14 protein-coding genes, 1 tRNA gene and 1 pseudogene are annotated in these 14,732 nt (G+C 64.3%); 5 read left to right on the forward strand and 11 right to left on the reverse strand.

All coding sequences use genetic code 11. From position 1 onward, the window contains the following. Positions 1-237: 237 nt before the first annotated feature. Positions 238-396, forward strand: a complete 159-nt coding sequence (locus VFP86_06445; protein HET8999268.1) for a hypothetical protein — start codon at positions 238-240, stop codon at positions 394-396. 185 nt (positions 397-581) lie between these two features. Here the strand turns inward: VFP86_06445 and coaE are convergent, their stop codons facing one another. Further along, a complete protein-coding gene (gene coaE, locus VFP86_06450; protein HET8999269.1) occupies positions 582-1,211 on the reverse strand; it encodes a dephospho-CoA kinase in 630 nt (209 codons plus the stop codon). Then, the gene (gene polA / locus VFP86_06455) at positions 1,208-3,817 is read right to left on the reverse strand and encodes a DNA polymerase I (GenBank protein ID HET8999270.1); all 2,610 of its coding nucleotides are present in this window, start codon (positions 3,815-3,817) and stop codon (positions 1,208-1,210) included. Before polA ends, coaE begins: the two co-directional genes overlap by 4 nt. A 140-nt stretch (positions 3,818-3,957) precedes the next feature. Here polA and VFP86_06460 point away from each other — a divergent pair. Beyond that, positions 3,958-4,044: transfer RNA gene (locus VFP86_06460), tRNA-Leu, on the forward strand. A gap of 25 nt (positions 4,045-4,069) precedes the next feature. Here VFP86_06460 and VFP86_06465 read toward each other — a convergent pair. Further along, the gene (locus tag VFP86_06465) at positions 4,070-4,315 is read right to left on the reverse strand and encodes a hypothetical protein (GenBank protein ID HET8999271.1); all 246 of its coding nucleotides are present in this window, start codon (positions 4,313-4,315) and stop codon (positions 4,070-4,072) included. A 276-nt stretch (positions 4,316-4,591) separates the two neighbouring features. Beyond that, positions 4,592-5,125 (reverse strand): annotated as a pseudogene (locus VFP86_06470) (methylated-DNA--[protein]-cysteine S-methyltransferase). 88 nt (positions 5,126-5,213) lie between these two features. Between VFP86_06470 and VFP86_06475 the strand changes: the two are divergent. Next, positions 5,214-6,158, forward strand: coding sequence for an AraC family transcriptional regulator (locus tag VFP86_06475; GenBank protein ID HET8999272.1), 945 nt, complete (start codon positions 5,214-5,216; stop codon positions 6,156-6,158). A 33-nt stretch (positions 6,159-6,191) separates the two neighbouring features. On the opposite strand, the gene VFP86_06480 is transcribed toward VFP86_06475, so the two are convergent. The 3 genes from VFP86_06480 to VFP86_06490 all read right to left on the reverse strand — a co-directional run bounded on the left by VFP86_06480 (position 6,192) and on the right by VFP86_06490 (position 10,689). Then, complete coding sequence (locus VFP86_06480; GenBank protein HET8999273.1) at positions 6,192-6,629, reverse strand: hypothetical protein; 438 nt, start codon at positions 6,627-6,629, stop codon at positions 6,192-6,194. A gap of 56 nt (positions 6,630-6,685) precedes the next feature. Next, positions 6,686-10,015, reverse strand: a complete 3,330-nt coding sequence (locus VFP86_06485) for an adenylate/guanylate cyclase domain-containing protein (GenBank protein ID HET8999274.1) — start codon at positions 10,013-10,015, stop codon at positions 6,686-6,688. A 167-nt stretch (positions 10,016-10,182) separates the two neighbouring features. After that, a complete protein-coding gene (locus VFP86_06490) occupies positions 10,183-10,689 on the reverse strand; it encodes a hypothetical protein (GenBank protein HET8999275.1) in 507 nt (168 codons plus the stop codon). Positions 10,690-10,840: 151 nt separating this feature from the next. On the opposite strand from VFP86_06490, the gene VFP86_06495 reads away from it, so the two are divergent. Beyond that, positions 10,841-11,257, forward strand: coding sequence for a hypothetical protein (locus VFP86_06495; protein ID HET8999276.1), 417 nt, complete (start codon positions 10,841-10,843; stop codon positions 11,255-11,257). 65 nt (positions 11,258-11,322) lie between these two features. Here the strand turns inward: VFP86_06495 and VFP86_06500 are convergent, their stop codons facing one another. The 4 genes from VFP86_06500 to VFP86_06515 are packed head-to-tail and all read right to left on the reverse strand — an operon-like array spanning position 11,323 to position 14,181. Continuing rightward, on the reverse strand, positions 11,323-11,808 hold the full coding sequence (locus VFP86_06500) for a hypothetical protein (protein HET8999277.1): 486 nt from the start codon (positions 11,806-11,808) through the stop codon (positions 11,323-11,325). Between the two features lie 7 nt (positions 11,809-11,815). Continuing rightward, on the reverse strand, positions 11,816-12,814 hold the full coding sequence (locus VFP86_06505) for a cytochrome D1 domain-containing protein (GenBank protein ID HET8999278.1): 999 nt from the start codon (positions 12,812-12,814) through the stop codon (positions 11,816-11,818). After that, positions 12,811-13,041 carry a sulfurtransferase TusA family protein gene (locus VFP86_06510; GenBank protein ID HET8999279.1) on the reverse strand — a complete coding sequence of 77 codons (231 nt, stop codon included), beginning with the start codon at positions 13,039-13,041 and terminating at the stop codon, positions 12,811-12,813. Before VFP86_06510 ends, VFP86_06505 begins: the two co-directional genes overlap by 4 nt. A gap of 3 nt (positions 13,042-13,044) precedes the next feature. Beyond that, complete coding sequence (locus VFP86_06515) at positions 13,045-14,181, reverse strand: YeeE/YedE family protein (protein ID HET8999280.1); 1,137 nt, start codon at positions 14,179-14,181, stop codon at positions 13,045-13,047. A gap of 275 nt (positions 14,182-14,456) precedes the next feature. Here VFP86_06515 and VFP86_06520 point away from each other — a divergent pair. Beyond that, positions 14,457-14,732 (forward strand): glycosyl transferase (locus VFP86_06520; protein HET8999281.1); only part of this gene is annotated, 276 nt, incomplete at its 3' end.

A 14,732-nucleotide genomic window follows, 5' to 3' on the forward strand; every position in this document is an offset into this window, starting at 1 on the left:
ATAGTCTCTCTGACTCCGTTCGTTGCCCAAGCACAGAGCATTACGTGCGCTCCTGGAACCATGGTCCTTCAGCGAGCGGTCGGGTCGCCAAATGCTCCGATGATGGTGCCTGCGCAGGTTCATGCGACCATTTGCTCGCAAAATGGCACAGTCATAGCGGTCGTTCCGTCGTTCCGGACAGTCGGACCGTCCTCGGCCCCCATGATCGTCCCGGTCAATAACGGAGTGACGACGTGCGTGCCCACAACGGTGGCGACCGTCCCGATGGTGGGCGGTGGACTGACTGCGCCCCTCCAACTCGACCAGGTCGGCTCCAGCGTCGTTGCGATCAACAACACCGCAACACCAGGCACACCGACCGTCGTGACGTCGCCTACGGTGTTGACTTGCTTCTAATCTAACATCGGAGCAACTCCGCAGACCCCGCTGATCTTGGGCGTTATGGGTGCTACACATCGCCATGAGGGCCAGTCTTTCGCGACTGGCCCTCTCGCGTTTGTTAGGTGTTCGTTCGGCAGGGACCGTGCGGGTAGTGATAGCGAAACACCCGGCGCCCCCACGTTGGGGCATTCCGCTGTGGGTTAGGATGCGGGGCGCCGCGTCCGAAGCGTCTCCCAGAGCGTCTGAACCTGCTCGCGGGTATGCTCGGGGGATCCATTGTTATCGATGACCCAATCGGCCCGAGCCACCTTTTCTCGCAGGGGCATCTGGACGGCCAGCCGGCGGCGGGCCTCGGCTTCCGAGAACCCATCCCGCGCCACGAGCCGGCCGACGCGCACGTCGTCGTCCGCGTCGACCACAACGATCCCATCGAGGCCGAGGTCGCGGCCGTCGGTGGTCTCGAGCAGCAGCGGGATATCCAGCACGATCACCTCGACTCCCGGCGCCGAGCCGAGACGCGACGCCTCCTCCGCCATGCGCCGGCGGATATGGGGGTGGGTCAGGGCGTTCAACCGCCGGCGGGCAGCGGCGTCGGCGAATACCAGACCGGCCAAGGCCTTCCGGTCGAGGGTCCCGTCGGCGCGGACCACGGTTGGGCCGAACGCGGAAACGACCCCCTCATACGCAGGCCCGCCGGGTGCTGTCACCTCACGTGCAATGGCGTCCGCGTCTACGATCGCGGCCCCGAAGTCCTGGAACAGCCGGGCGACCAGGGTCTTCCCGCTCCCGATGCCGCCCGTCAGCCCGATCCGGAGCGGCCCGCGGCTCATTCGACGTTGGCCAGATCCTGCCAGTTAGGCCCCACACCGATGCTGACCCGCAGGGGGGCCTCCAGCGGATAGGCCTGCTCCATGATCTCCTTGATCTTGGGCGTCGCCCGGGGGACGAGATCGCGGGGAAGCTCGAACAGCAGCTCGTCGTGAATTTGCAAGATCATCTGCAGCCCCGGCATCGCGGGCAACAGGTCGCGGTGGATCCGCAGCATCGCGATCTTGATGATGTCAGCGGCGGAACCCTGCATCGGCGCGTTGATCGCGACGCGCTCGGCGGCCTCACGGATCTGGCGGTTACGGCTCAGGATGTCTGGGAGATACCGGCGGCGATTGAGGAGGGTCGTCACGTATCCCTGCCGGCGCGCCAGCTCTGTGGTCTTGCGCATGTACTCGGCCACGCGCGGATACCGGGCAAAGTAGATCTCCATAAACTGGGCCGCCTCGCCCCGGGCGATCCCCAGTTGAGAGGCAAGCCCAAAGTCGCTGATCCCGTAGGCGATCCCGAAGTTGAACACCTTCGCCAGCCGCCGCTGATCCGCTGAGACATCGGCCGCGGCGACCCCAAAGACCTCTGCCGCTGTGACCTTGTGGATGTCGTCGCCGCGCCGGAACGCTTCCAGGAGACCCTCATCTCCGGTGATGTGAGCCAGGACCCTCAGTTCGATCTGATCGTAGTCCGCCGAGACCAGCACGTGGTCGGGGCTCCCCGGAACGAACGCGCGGCGGATCTGCTGCCCCGCTTCGGTCCGGATGGGGATGTTTTGCAGATTGGGATCGGTGGAGCTCAGGCGGCCGGTGCTGGCGACAGTCTGGTTAAACGTCGTGTGCAGCCGGCCCGTGCGGGGGTCGACCAACCCCGGGAGCACGTCCACGTATGTGCTGAGCAGCTTGCTGAGCTCCCGGTGCTCGATGATGCGGGCGACCACCTCGTGCTGAGGGGCCAGCTGCTCCAGCACATCTGCGTCGGTTGAGAACCCGGTCTTGGTCCGCTTGAGGACCGGCAGCTGGAGCTTCTCGAACAGGACGAACGACAGTTGCTTAGGCGACCCGAGGTTGAATTCCGTGCCCGCCAACCGGTAAATCTCATCGGTGAGCGCGTCGAGCCGTGTTCGGAGCGTGGCCGAGAGCGCGCGCAGAGCGCTGACATCGATGGCGACGCCCACCGCTTCCATCCGAGCCAGCACGTCGATGAGCGGCAGCTCGACATCTCGGTACAGCGGAAGGAGCTCCCTCTCGCGGAGGCGCGCCTCCAGCACCTCTGCGAGCCGACCGATCACGTCGGCGTGCTCCGCGGCGACCTCATCGGAGCCTTGGCCAAGCGGGAGCGCGTCGTCTTCCGCCCCGTTCCCCAACCGCCAGCCGAGGTATTGCCAGGCCGCGCTTTCCAGTGTGTGCGTGCGCTTGCCGGGTTCGAGCAAATACGAGGCCAGCGAGATGTCAAAGACGAACCCACCGGGGCGCAGCCCGACGCCTTCGAGGAGGAGCCGGTCGCGCTTGGCGTCCTGGCTGATCTTGGGCAAGGTGTCTCGCTCCAACGCGTCGGCAAGGCTCGCGGGCATGGCCGATTCGACCGGCATGTAGGCGCCCTCTCCCGCCTTCGTCGAGACGGCGATCCCACGCAACTTCGCCAGGAGGGGATGTCCGGGATCGGCGACGAGCGCGACCGCGAGGTGCTCGGCCCCACCGAGCAGTTGGGAAAGACCGTCAGGATTCGCCACCCCGTACTTGCCCCGGCGTTGCACGGCTGGGGTGTCCCCCCCCAGCCGCTCGAGCAACGTCTTGAACTCCAAACTGGTGAACAGGTCTTTGACCTGGTCGAGATCCGGAGGACGGCGCCGCAGGAACTCCGGATCGAGCCGCACATTGTCGACGTCGGTGACGATCGTAGCCAGGTGCTTGCTCTGCAAGACCTGTTCCCGGTGCTCCTCGAGCCGCTTGCGGAGTTTTTCCTCCCGGATACCGTCGAGCGCGCCCAGCAGCGCCTCCACGCTGGGGTACTGGCCGAGGAGGCGGCTGGCGGTCTTCTCCCCTACCCCCGGCACACCCGGGATGTTGTCCGTCGTATCGCCCTTGAGGCTCTTGAGGTCCGGAATCTGCGCGGGGGCGATGCCGAACCGCTGCCGCACCGCCGCCTCATCATAGATGATGGTTTCGGTGATTCCGCGAGAGGTCATCATCACGCGCGTGCGAGGGGACACGAGCTGTAACGCATCGAGATCTCCGGTCACGATCAGGACATCCATCCCTTGGGTTTCGGCCTGGCGCGTAAGCGCGCCGATGACGTCGTCGGCCTCGAACCCTTCCACCTCGAAGATGGGCAGCTGGAAGGCCTCGACCACTTCTTTGGCCAGGCCGACCTGCGGGCGGAGGTCGTCCGGCATCCGCTGGCGGGTGGCCTTGTAGTCCGCGTACGCCTCGTGGCGAAACGTGGGACCCGGCTTGTCAAAGGCGACCGCGACGTACTCGGGTGCCTCCTCCTCGAGCACTTTGAGGAGCATGGTGGTGAAACCGTAGACGGCGTTAGTCGGTTGGCCGTCGCTCGTGGTGAAGTACGGAAGCGCGAAAAAGGCGCGGTAGACCAGGCCGTTCGCGTCAATGAGCATCAAGAGGGGGCGGCCGGACGAAGCGGGCATCTCACGACGATTATAGCATGCCCGCCTCCCCAGCCCGGGGGGCCCGCGGGTCCCGGCCTGCGCTCTTGAGGCGTCCAAACGCAGATGCTACGATACTGACGACACGGCGTGCCGGAGTGTCGGAATCGGCAGACGATGGCGACTCAAAATCGCCTGGGCTCACGCCCGTGGGGGTTCGAGTCCCTCCTCCGGCACCACTCCAACCAGCGCAAAGGAACTGTTCTAATCAAACTCGCGGCGTGGCGCAGACTGCTCGAGCCCCACGCGGCCAACGACGATATCGGCCAGGAAGTAGTTTTCGCCTCGAACGGGCGTCCCGGCCACGCGTCGGCGGGTGGCAAGCTGCCCCACGTGCGTGAGCGCGTCGGCGATCGGGCCTTGAAAGAGTTTCTCCGCAGAAGCCGCAAGGGGGTCACCAGACGCCAGGTAGGCATCGAATGCCCTGAGCGCAGCGAAGAAACGCTTCACGCCCCCTTCCCACGACAAGGGCGTGGAGCTGTGCCACGCCGAGGTACCCCTTGCCAAGGACAACGCCCAGTCCAGCAGGTCGCCCATATGCGCCAGGATCTCCCCCGAACTTCGGGCTGTTGCTGAAACCCGAAGCTCTGCGAAACCGTCTGGTACATCGCGTAGAGCCTTTCCCGCTCGGTACGCGAGCGTGGCAACCGAATGCCTGAGCATATGACGAGCGGATGCGTCTTGATCATGGTCCCTTGGCACTATGGTGTCCTTTCTCTCGATTGCGAGTAGCCTCGCCTTCGTCGCCCGCCCCCCGTGAGCGGAAAATCCTCCGAGGCCGCCGCCGGCGGCCAGGACACGATGACAAGGGATGATAAGCCCGATGGGATTCCTTGCCAGCGCCTGACCGACGGCGCGGGCTGCGGTGGGCCGGCTCAAGGCATGGGCAAGCTCGCCGTATGTGCTGGTCTCCCCGGCCGGGATTTCTCGTGCGGCTTCGTACACCTGCCGCGCAAACCGACCCGCGCCGTCCACATCAACGGCGATATCCCGAAAATCTTGAACGTCGCCCCGGAGGTGCCTGCACACTCTCTCCATGACCTCGGCAATTTGCGGCGGAGGCGCGCTCGATTTGCGCGCGCCCGAGTTCCGCGCGATTCTCGATTCAGTCATCTTCGCCGTCGCATCCGGAAAATGCAGGAAGGTCACCCTAGGAGGGGTGCGGGAACTCTCACCTTCATGCCAGGCGATCCCGCACGGCCCCAATGGCGTTTCAAAGAGGCAGTAGAATGCGAGCTCAGTGATAGTCTCCATCATCATACCTCTTGCTCATCCACGCGCGCCGGACCGACACATCGCCACCCTCCGGTCTGCTAGACTGTTGTACGGCACGACGGGAGAGGAATTCTTGGCGAAAATTGCGGTCGAATTGGACCGGGCGTTGGCCGAGCGCGCTGCGAACGGTGCCCCAGGCCACCTCACGACGCGCGTGCTGGCCCAGGGCGGCGGCTGGTCGGTCACCGATGTGGTCTGTACTTCCGGTCCGCAAGATCGCCCTTTCGAAGAGCAGCACGCGCACGTCTTCATCGCCATCGTTGCTGCGGGCAGCTTTCAGTGCCACTCCGCGACGGGGCGCGAGCTGATGACCCCAGGTTCCCTTCTCCTCGGCAACGCGGGCCAATGGTTCGAGTGCGGGCACACACACGGCGCCGGAGACCGGTGCGTGTCGTTTGGATACACTCCAGAGTTTTTCGAGAGGCTCGGGGCCGATGCTGGGATCCGCGGCGCCAAACCGGATTTTCGTGTCCTCCGCCTGCCGCCCCTCCGCCCGCTGTCGCAGCTGGCTGCGCGCGCCTGCGCCGGCCTGGCCGGTTCCGTGGACATCCCATGGGAGGAACTCAGCGTCCACGTGGCCGCGCAGACGGTTCAACTCGCGGGCGGGCTCGTCCCCAACTCGAACAGTACCCCACCGGGTGCTACGGCGCGAGTGACGCGCACCGTGCGGATGATCGAGCGCCATCCCGGTGCCGGGCTCACCCTCGGCAGCTTGGCGCGAGAGGCGGGGCTGAGCCCGTACCACTTCCTCCGTACGTTCGCGCGCCTAACGGGTGTGACGCCGCACCAATATGTTCTCCGGGCGCGCCTGCGTGCGGCGGCGACGCGGCTGGCGGTGGAGCCGGCGAGGGTCCTCGACATCGCCCTCGACTGCGGCTTCGGCGACGTGTCGAACTTCAACCGCGCCTTCCGTGCCGAGTTCGGTGTCAGCCCACGCGTCTACCGCTTACGAACGGACGGCAGGGCAGGCACGTCAACGGGCGCACGGAGCGGTCCAACATCGGCGTGGACACGCTAGACTGGAAGCAGCCTCGAGTCGCGGTTCAAACCGCTAGAAGTGGCGCAGGATGTCCCGCGCGACCGCCGCGAGGTCGGCGACGCCGTCACTGAGAGTACCGTCCCAGGTTTCGAGATGTACGTCGACGGTGACGTTATGGCGAGCAGCGAGTAGCGTGTGGGTCTGCTGAGACCACAAAGCCGCATCGCCAACACCCCTGACCGCCACCGATCCCGATCCGCCTGCCAGGCTTCCTTGGCCGACGCCGTAAGAGAGCCGCGGGCTTAAAAATCTGAGCGACGGGACGGTCCACACGCACATCACGTTGCTCGGTTGCACCGGATCAGGCGCCGCGGTGCCCTTCAGTACTTTGGATGCGACTTGAGGCGAGAGGAGAGCGCAGGTTTCCCGAGACGTCTTCGGAAATGGGACGTCCGACACCAGCGAGATGGCGATCGCTGCGACAGCCAGGCGGGGACGGATGCCCTGCATCGAGAACCTCCCGTGGCCACGCGTTGTGCGCCGCCGTCTGGAACGAGGCCTCCCCGCTAGTCCCCACCGCTGGGGACGCGGGCGTCGAGGCGGGCGTCGATCTCGCGCACAAAGAACGTGCTGCCCATGTCTGCAAAGAGCCCCCGTGCGCGCTCGAGCGGCGGCCGAGCGCGGTCTGGCCGCTTGAGTAGAAGCAGGGCCTCGCCATACTTGACGAGAGACAGGGCGAAGTCAACCACATATTCCGAGGACTCAAGAAACCGCAGGCTGGCCTGGAACAGGGTCTCCGCTTGTGCTTCCCGATTTTGCGACGCGCGGATTCGGGCAAGCGTCACACGGTGCGTGGCTTTGGCAAGCTGGTCGAAGTCGGGGACCACCTTGAAGGCGTGCTCGGCGTACTCGGCCGCGCGGACCAGGTCACCTCTGGCCAACGACACCTCCGCGAGCCCGCGGAGAATGACGGCGGACTCCGATCGCGCGCCGTGCTCCGCCCGCAACGCGCGCGCTTTCTGCAATGCCGTCTCCGCGTCATCGATGGCTCCCATACGGAGGTGGTGCATGCCAAGGTGGCGATGGGCGCTCGCGGCCCCCATGAGGTCGCCGAGTTCGTGGTGGATCGCGATCGCATCTCGGTACCGGCGGGAGGCCAACTCAGCCTGCCCACCCAAGTGCGCCACGATCGCTAAGCCCAACACGGCTCCCGCTTCGCTGATTCGCTCATTGGAGTGCTTGGCCAGATCCAGGGCATCGACGAGCACCCGCTCGGCGCGATAAAGCTCTCCCGCGTTGACGTGACACCGACCGAGTCGCACCGTGGTCCGGGCGACGCCCTGCGCGTTTCCGATTTCCCGGTAAAGATCCAGAGCTCGCCGGTACGCCTCCCTCGCGGCGGTCAGTTTGCCACGAAGGTCTTCGGTGATGAAGCCCAACATCTCTAACGTCTCCGCTTCGCCATGCCGGTCGCCCAGCGAGCGAAACAGTGTCTCGGCACGCTGCAGGGCATCTGCGGCGTCGTGCAGCCGCCCGCGGTCGTCCGCGGCAAACGCTCGGTTCAACCACGCCCGGGCCAGCAGATCCTGGCGGCCCGCAGGTGCTGCCAGGTCGATCACTCTCTGCGTATCCTCGAGGACGACGTCGGGCGCATCGAGCCATTTGACGACTTCGGATCGATCGATGAGGAGTTCGAGGAGCAGCGGGACGTCGGTGTCGAGTGCCGCCATCTGCAAGATCATCAGCGCGCGGTCGCACAGCCGGCGAGATTCCGGGAGCGTCCACCGTGCCTTAGCCCGTGCCGATGCTTTGCGAATAATCCCCACCGCCCGTCGCGCCGTGTCCTGCGCATCCTCACCGGTCTCGAATCTGTATCGCCACGCGTCCTCGTAATGGTGTGCGAGGACCTCGAGGAACTCATCGCCATGCTGCGCGACCCCTTCGAGCCAGCCTGCGAATCTCAGGTGTTTTGCGCTACGTGCGGCCTTGGAGAGCGTCGCGTACGCGACCTCGGGAATGAGCGCATGAGTGAACGCAAATTCCCGTTCCCCTGCCACCGTGGACCCCGAATGTTCCTCGACCAAGTCACGCTCCTGGAGCCGCTCGAGCGCGGCCAGTGTCTCGGCAGCTTGCAGGCCCATCGCGGTCACGCTCCCCAACCAGAAGATGCGACCCGCGACCGATGCATCCTGGACAACCCGTTTCTCCAACACCGGAAGCAGATCGATGCGGGACAAGATCATGCCGTGAACCGTGTCCGGCATGCGGATGTCCCCAGGATCACCCGTCCAGCGCCACACGCCGCCAGCCTCCCGCGCGAGATTCCGATTGTCGATGAGCATGCGGAGCGTCTCGCCGATAAAAAACGCGTTGCCTTCTGTTTTCGCCAGAATGCGCCGACGCACGTCGGCTGGGATGGCCTCGCCCTTCAGCAGTTCCGTGATGAGTTGGTGGCTCTGCTCGGTCGACAGAGGAGGCAGGGAGATCGTTGTGTAGTTACGGACGCGCTGCCCCCAAGCGGGGCGCCGCTCGAACAGTTCAGGGCGGGCCAGGCAGAGCATGAACAGCGGCGCATCGACGCCCTGCGTCGCGAGTTGTTCCAACAAATCTAACAAGGTCTCTTCAGCCCAGTGCAGGTCCTCGAACAGGAGGATCAGCGGCTTCGACGTGGCCTTGGCTTTGAGGAACGCTCTGAGCGATTGGAACAGCGTCGTACTCGCCGATCCGGAATCGTCACCTTCTCTTGGGTCAGGCAGGCTCACACGGCGCTCGACCGACTCGAGCCCCAGCACTACCCCAAGCCCCGCGGCGATGGCCCGGCTGTCGTCCGGGCCAAACAGCGGCGGGCAGACGCGATGCACGACCGCAAACAGTTTTTCAGCGACGATCGTCGGGGTATCGGTCTCCACGATGTGGCATTCTTGCTTGAGCATTTCGGCCAGCGGCCAGAAGGTCAGCCCATCGCCGTAGGCCGGACATCGCCCCCGCCAGATCGTGGGCGAAGTGCGCCCTCGGGAGACGGAATCGAGCACTTCCTGCGCCAGACGCGTCTTTCCGATTCCAGCCGGACCGAGCAGGGCGACAAGGTGGTGCCGGCGGTCTTCGATGGTACGCCGATACAAGGCCAGGAGCAAGTTTACCTCATCGGTGCGGCCCAGCAACGGCGCGCGCAATCGCTTCATCCCCTCGCCGTCCGCAACGCCCGAGACCAGCCATCGAGGCCGGTCCGCGAAGTCGCCCTCACTGGGGGACGGCAGCGGCTTGTACCGCGTGAACGAATTGGTCGCAGCACGTGTGCGGTCGTCTACCACGATGGCATCCGGAGGCGCGTGCTGTTGCAGCCGCGCGGCGAGGTTCACGGTTTCGCCTGTCGCCATGAATTCCCCGGTAGGCGCCGCCTTCGGATCGGCGATAACCTCTCCGGTAGCGATGCCGATGCGGATATGCACATCGCCAATCTTCGTCCGTAGCGAGGCCATGCGTCGCTGCATCGCGACCGCGCATCGAACCGCCCGCTGCGGATCGTCCTCATGGGCCTGTGGGAGGCCAAAGACGGCGAGGATCGCGTCGCCGACGAACTTCTCCACACTGCCCCCGTACCGCGACACCTCCTCGCGCATGGCGGAAAAGAACTCCCCGAGGATCCCTCGCACAGGTTCAGGGTCCATCCGGCTGGCCAACGACGTCGATCCGACGATATCCGCGAAGACGACGCTGACGACGCGTCGTTCCGCCGATTCCACGACGGCCAGCGACGCGCCGCAGGTCAGACAATAATCCGTGCCGAGCGGATTATCCGCGCCGCACCCGCTGCACGCCTGCGAAAGCCTCGCGGCGCAAAACATGCAAAACCGGGCGTTGCCGGGGTTCTCCTTGCCACACGTTGCACACGTCATCGTGGCGTCTCTCAGAACGAAACGAAACTCCTTCCAGGTTCGCCAAACACATTGATACTATCATAGAGGAATAACGCCCCCATGGGCCGCGTGCCAGCGGAGAGGGCGTCGATGAGATCAGAGGATATAACGACCCGAAACGCTGGTGGGAGAGTCTCTCCCTTCTGTCACTTTTCTGTATCGATGCTGCCGAGCTTCACCATTCCTCCAGTATCTCCCCCCAGCGTCTTCGTGAACGGGGGGACGTGCATCATGAGCCAACCCTTCCCCGGACCGCCCAAGCCGACGGTGACGGTGAATGGAACGCCGGCGAGGATTTCCACCGGCTCTTTTTTCATGCCGGGCGCAAGGACGACTGTGGCGTTTCCTTTGAACGTCGCGGTGTTCCCGTGGAGGCTGAGGCTGCCCTTTGTGACAGGACCCTCCACCGTCATGACCTTCATATTCATAAACCCTCCGGTGAGTGGGCCGGCCATGCTGCACACGAAGGTCCCACCGTCGGGCGTGACGGCAAACCCGAAGTCCGAAGGAGAATTGATTGTCTTGCCTGTGATGGGACCGCCAATGAGGCCGCCTCCGACGAGTTGCATCGAAGAGGCCAGACCAGATGGCGTCTGACCGGCAAACATGAGTACGCCCAAGGCCAGAGAGATGCTCAGCGCGCGTAGACTCACCTCGGCTCACCTCCAGAGACGCGTAAAAGAGTCGCTGGAGAGTTCCGTGCCGGCTCCGCGGTGCCCTGCCGAGCCGGGGAGGAGGAAGGCCCCGCCGCCTTAGAGAAATAAGGCCCCACGAGACGATCCATTCATCTGAGGAGGGATGTTCATGAGGAATTGGAGGCTTCTCAGCCTCGCCTTAGTGGCACTCGTGGGAATCGCAGTCTGGCAATGGCTCCCCACACCGACGGCGCGAGCCCAAGACATGATGAAGCTGCCGCCGGGGGTCACCTTGAAAGTGCAGAAATTCGACGTCATGGGGATGCCTGGCGTGAGCAAGGTCACGTGGAACCGCCTCGACGAGAAACCAGGCGCGAAATGGGCCAATGTCGATATGGGCGCGAAGGTTTGGGATTTCTGCTACACGTTGGCGGGGACGTTTACGGTCACTGGCGCCGACGGTAAGACGAAGACGATATCAACCGGGACCGCGTACACCATCCCGGCCGGCACGAAAATTCCGCTCATCGCCAACAAGGGCAAAGTGACCGCCGTAGACATCTTCTGGGAGATCGAGCAGCAGTAGCGCGGTGACGGTCGCGGACTGTCACGGGCCGGGCGGGGATGTTGCCGCCCGGCCCCATTTTCTGCCTATCGTCGAAGGGCTGTGACTCCCCCCGCAAGCAGGCTTCCCGCTCCAACCAGCGTCACGTAGTACCCGATATCGAACTCCATGCTGAACGCTGCCCGTCCGCCTAGGACCAACGGGGCGCCCGGCTTGTCGCGGTTGGCTTCGGCGACCCGATGAACGCGCTGCGTCACCTGCAGGCCATAAAGCACGGCGACGATGACGGCGACCACGCCGAGCAACAGGATCAGGCCGTGGGCCCACTTTCGCCAGCCCAACGACCAGTGATAGGCGACAACGGCCAGCACGACGAGCGCGATTGCCGGGAACAGGCGGCCATAATCGGTCTCGGCCCCTCTCACCGGAATCGTCATGAACAGCGCGTGGGACTGTATCCAGGGGACGAATGCGCCGATGAGCATAAGACCGGCGCCGACGAGGTAGAGCGACGGAGCTGCCGGAGAGGACGGCCGGGATCCCTTGTTCGGAGGGCCTTCGATCCCCGGCATATTCACCTCATGGCGACGCAGGAGCGATGATCAGCCCCCAAGGGGTGTCTCCACTCGGAATCATTTTCACCACTTTGCGGTTCTCCGTGTCGATCACAGCGACCGCATTGGCATTTCTCGCCGCCACGTAAGCAAACTTCCCGTCGGGTCTGAACGTTACGACCGCAAGGCCCTGGGCCACCTTGATGCGGCCGACCTCCCTGTACGTCGCAGTGTCCACGACCGAAACGAAGTTATCATCGTAGTGCGAAACATACGCGACCCGGCGATCGGGAGAGAACGCGAAGGTCACGGGGACCTTGCCCATGGGAAGTTTGGCCAGCGGGCTCAACGTCTTGGCGTCCAAAACCACCAGGGAGTTGGCCTCGGCGTTCGCCACCCACACGGCCTTGTCGTCGCGAGAGACGCGAAGCATGTGGGGTTCCGTGTGCTTCCCCATCGCGATGCGTTTCACGATTCGCAGGGTGTGCATGTCGAGCATGGCAACGGTATCTTGGTCCCGCTCGGGGAGGTAGGCAAAATGGCCGTCTCTGGTATTATCGAGATCGCAGGGGAATGTGCCCACAGGTATCCGCTGCACGATCTTGAAGGTCTTCGTGTCAACGACCGCAATCTTGTTGTCACCGGCGACGTCTGCCAGGGCCCGGGTCCGATCATGGGTGAGCACCACGCTGAATCCGGGCCCGGCCCCGAGCCGGATACGCTTGATCACCCTCATAGCGGCGAGATCGATGGCGAGCATATCCACCTGGCCGTCGTCGAGGTCCTCATACGTCCAGGCGAGGCGCCCATCGTAGAAGTCTTGTTCGTTGGAGAGCCATCGCACCGCCGCGCCCAGCTTCTTCGTGCCAACCTTGGTATTGCTTTCCGTATCGATGATGGAGACGTCTTTGGAGCCTACATTGAACACGTACAGTAGACGGCTGCGCGCTGCCCCCCAAGCACCCATGCTCAGCAGGCCCACAGCCAGCACTGCAGCTATGCCGGCGGCGATGCAGCGGTTCATCGGAGCCTCCCCTCTTTCTTCGCAAGGGTGATCCGCCACTCCCCCGAGCCGGCGTCCTCAACCCGCATCGCGAACCCGCGTTGGCCGGCGATGGTCCGAACCATCTCCAGGCTCGGGGGATGATCGGTAAGGATCTCGAGCTCCTCGCCGGCGGGAAGCCGATCCAGCGCCTCCACGACCTTCTGCACCGGGTACGGACAGATCTCCCCTCGAACGTCAAGCTTCATCGGCTATGGGAGATAGCGGAGGAGATGCACCCCAAGATAGGCCCCTCCGGCCAGCGCCAGACCAAACACCCATCCGTTCAGCGCGAGCGACGGGATCGCTGAGAAAAACGCACCAACGGTGCAGCCCATCCCCAGCCCCGCACCATAGCCCATGAGCAGGCCGCCTCCTAAGGATTGCGTGTACCGGACCTTGTTCCTGCTAAACCGCAGCTTAAACTCATGGGCCAGCAGGGCCGAGATCAGCGACCCGCCAAAGAGGCCCACGTTCAAGAGCAATCCGTGCGTCAGGGCGCCGCCGCCGATTCGCAGGGCGCATCCCACGAGTGACTCTACCCCGAGCAGCTTCCCAGGGCCGAGGCCGACAAGCGAGAACAGACCGTTTGCCCACCGAGAGTATTCACCAACGATGCGCCACGGCATGTGCGCCGTGTAGGAGAAGATATTCAGAATCCCGAGGAGCAGGCCCCCCGTCATCGCGGACCACCCGCGCCGAAAGATCGTCTTGTACAGGTCTGCGACACGTCCGGCGAATCCGATCTCCGTGACCGCGGGCGGTGGCTCAACGGGCGCTGCCGGAGAACCCGACTCGATCCACAGAACCAGGAGATACACTCCTAGCAATCCCGCGAGCGTCAAGAGGATCGCGCCACCATACCCTACCTCCCGGGGGAACCAGATAATGGGTGAAAAGCGTACCTGGTTCGTCCACCACCAGTTCCAAGTGTGGCTGGCGATGCCAAGCCCTCCCAGGATCCCCACAAACGCCACCCACGACGCCGCGTATCCTTCCGCCATCCGGTAGAGGGATCCCGATGTGCACCCGCCGGCCGCGACCATCCCGAGACCAAAGAGGATGCCACCCAGCACAAGATGAAGGCCCAGCGGATTTGCATGAGCCTCCGGAGCGACCACTCCGAGTGTAGGGTTGGGCAGCAGGTTGGCCATGATCAGCCCGAAGCCCCCGGTCGCCACCGCCATTCCCACGATGACGCCCTTCATGTTGCGACCGGACCTGAACATGAAGAGGTCGCGGAACGCGGCCGTGAAGCAGAAGCGGCTCCGCTGCATGACGAATCCGATCGTCAGCCCGATCGCGGTGAACACACCAAAGGACGCGTCTCCCCGGCTCAGCCACAGCATGGCGAGGCCCGCGGCAATAACGAGAACGGCCCCCGTAGCCGTCTGCGGGTGTATCGGGGGACGTATTCGAACGGTCGCGATTGCCGACACGTACTCACTCCGCCTCACAAGCGTTTCGCCCTTGTCACATTACGTACATTGGCCGAAAGAGCCTGCGATCCTGGCGACCAGCAACATGCGGATCGATGCGCCCTCACTCGCGACCGCGACGCGAAAGAGGAAGGAGACGCCCCGGCGACGCTGAACGCACGGCAGGCGACCGGGGGCGCAGGCGGATGACCACTAGGCGTTTGATCTGGATCGTCGGCGGTGGCCTCGTGGCTCGAGCCGCGCTCGCGGCATCCTTTCCTGTGCTCCCAGACGAAGCCTACTATTGGGTCTGGGCCCATCATCTCGATTGGGGCTATCCGGATCATCCTCCGATGATCGCGTATCTCATCGCCATGACGACGCTCGTGTGGAACGGATCATTCTGGGTGCGTCTGTCGCCATTGGTGCTGGGCGCGGCCACATCCTACACGCTCTTTCTCCTCGGCCGCGAGATGTTCGAT

It is taken from the genome of bacterium (assembly GCA_035703895.1).
GTDB lineage: Bacteria > Sysuimicrobiota > Sysuimicrobiia > Sysuimicrobiales > Segetimicrobiaceae > Segetimicrobium.

What these genes read in the sequence shown, in the direction of transcription:
- VFP86_06480 (HET8999273.1), bottom strand. Translation starts at nt 6,629, where the DNA reads ATGCAGGGCATCCGTCCCCGCCTGGCTGTCGCAGCGATCGCCATCTCG.
- VFP86_06500 (HET8999277.1), bottom strand. Translation starts at nt 11,808, where the DNA reads ATGCCGGGGATCGAAGGCCCTCCGAACAAGGGATCCCGGCCGTCCTCT.
- VFP86_06485 (HET8999274.1), bottom strand. Translation starts at nt 10,015, where the DNA reads ATGACGTGTGCAACGTGTGGCAAGGAGAACCCCGGCAACGCCCGGTTT.
- polA (HET8999270.1), bottom strand. Translation starts at nt 3,817, where the DNA reads ATGCTCATTGACGCGAACGGCCTGGTCTACCGCGCCTTTTTCGCGCTT.
- VFP86_06505 (HET8999278.1), bottom strand. Translation starts at nt 12,814, where the DNA reads ATGAACCGCTGCATCGCCGCCGGCATAGCTGCAGTGCTGGCTGTGGGC.
- coaE (HET8999269.1), bottom strand. Translation starts at nt 1,211, where the DNA reads ATGAGCCGCGGGCCGCTCCGGATCGGGCTGACGGGCGGCATCGGGAGC.
- VFP86_06515 (HET8999280.1), bottom strand. Translation starts at nt 14,181, where the DNA reads ATGCTGTGGCTGAGCCGGGGAGACGCGTCCTTTGGTGTGTTCACCGCG.
- VFP86_06510 (HET8999279.1), bottom strand. Translation starts at nt 13,041, where the DNA reads ATGAAGCTTGACGTTCGAGGGGAGATCTGTCCGTACCCGGTGCAGAAG.
- VFP86_06495 (HET8999276.1), top strand. Translation starts at nt 10,841, where the DNA reads ATGAGGAATTGGAGGCTTCTCAGCCTCGCCTTAGTGGCACTCGTGGGA.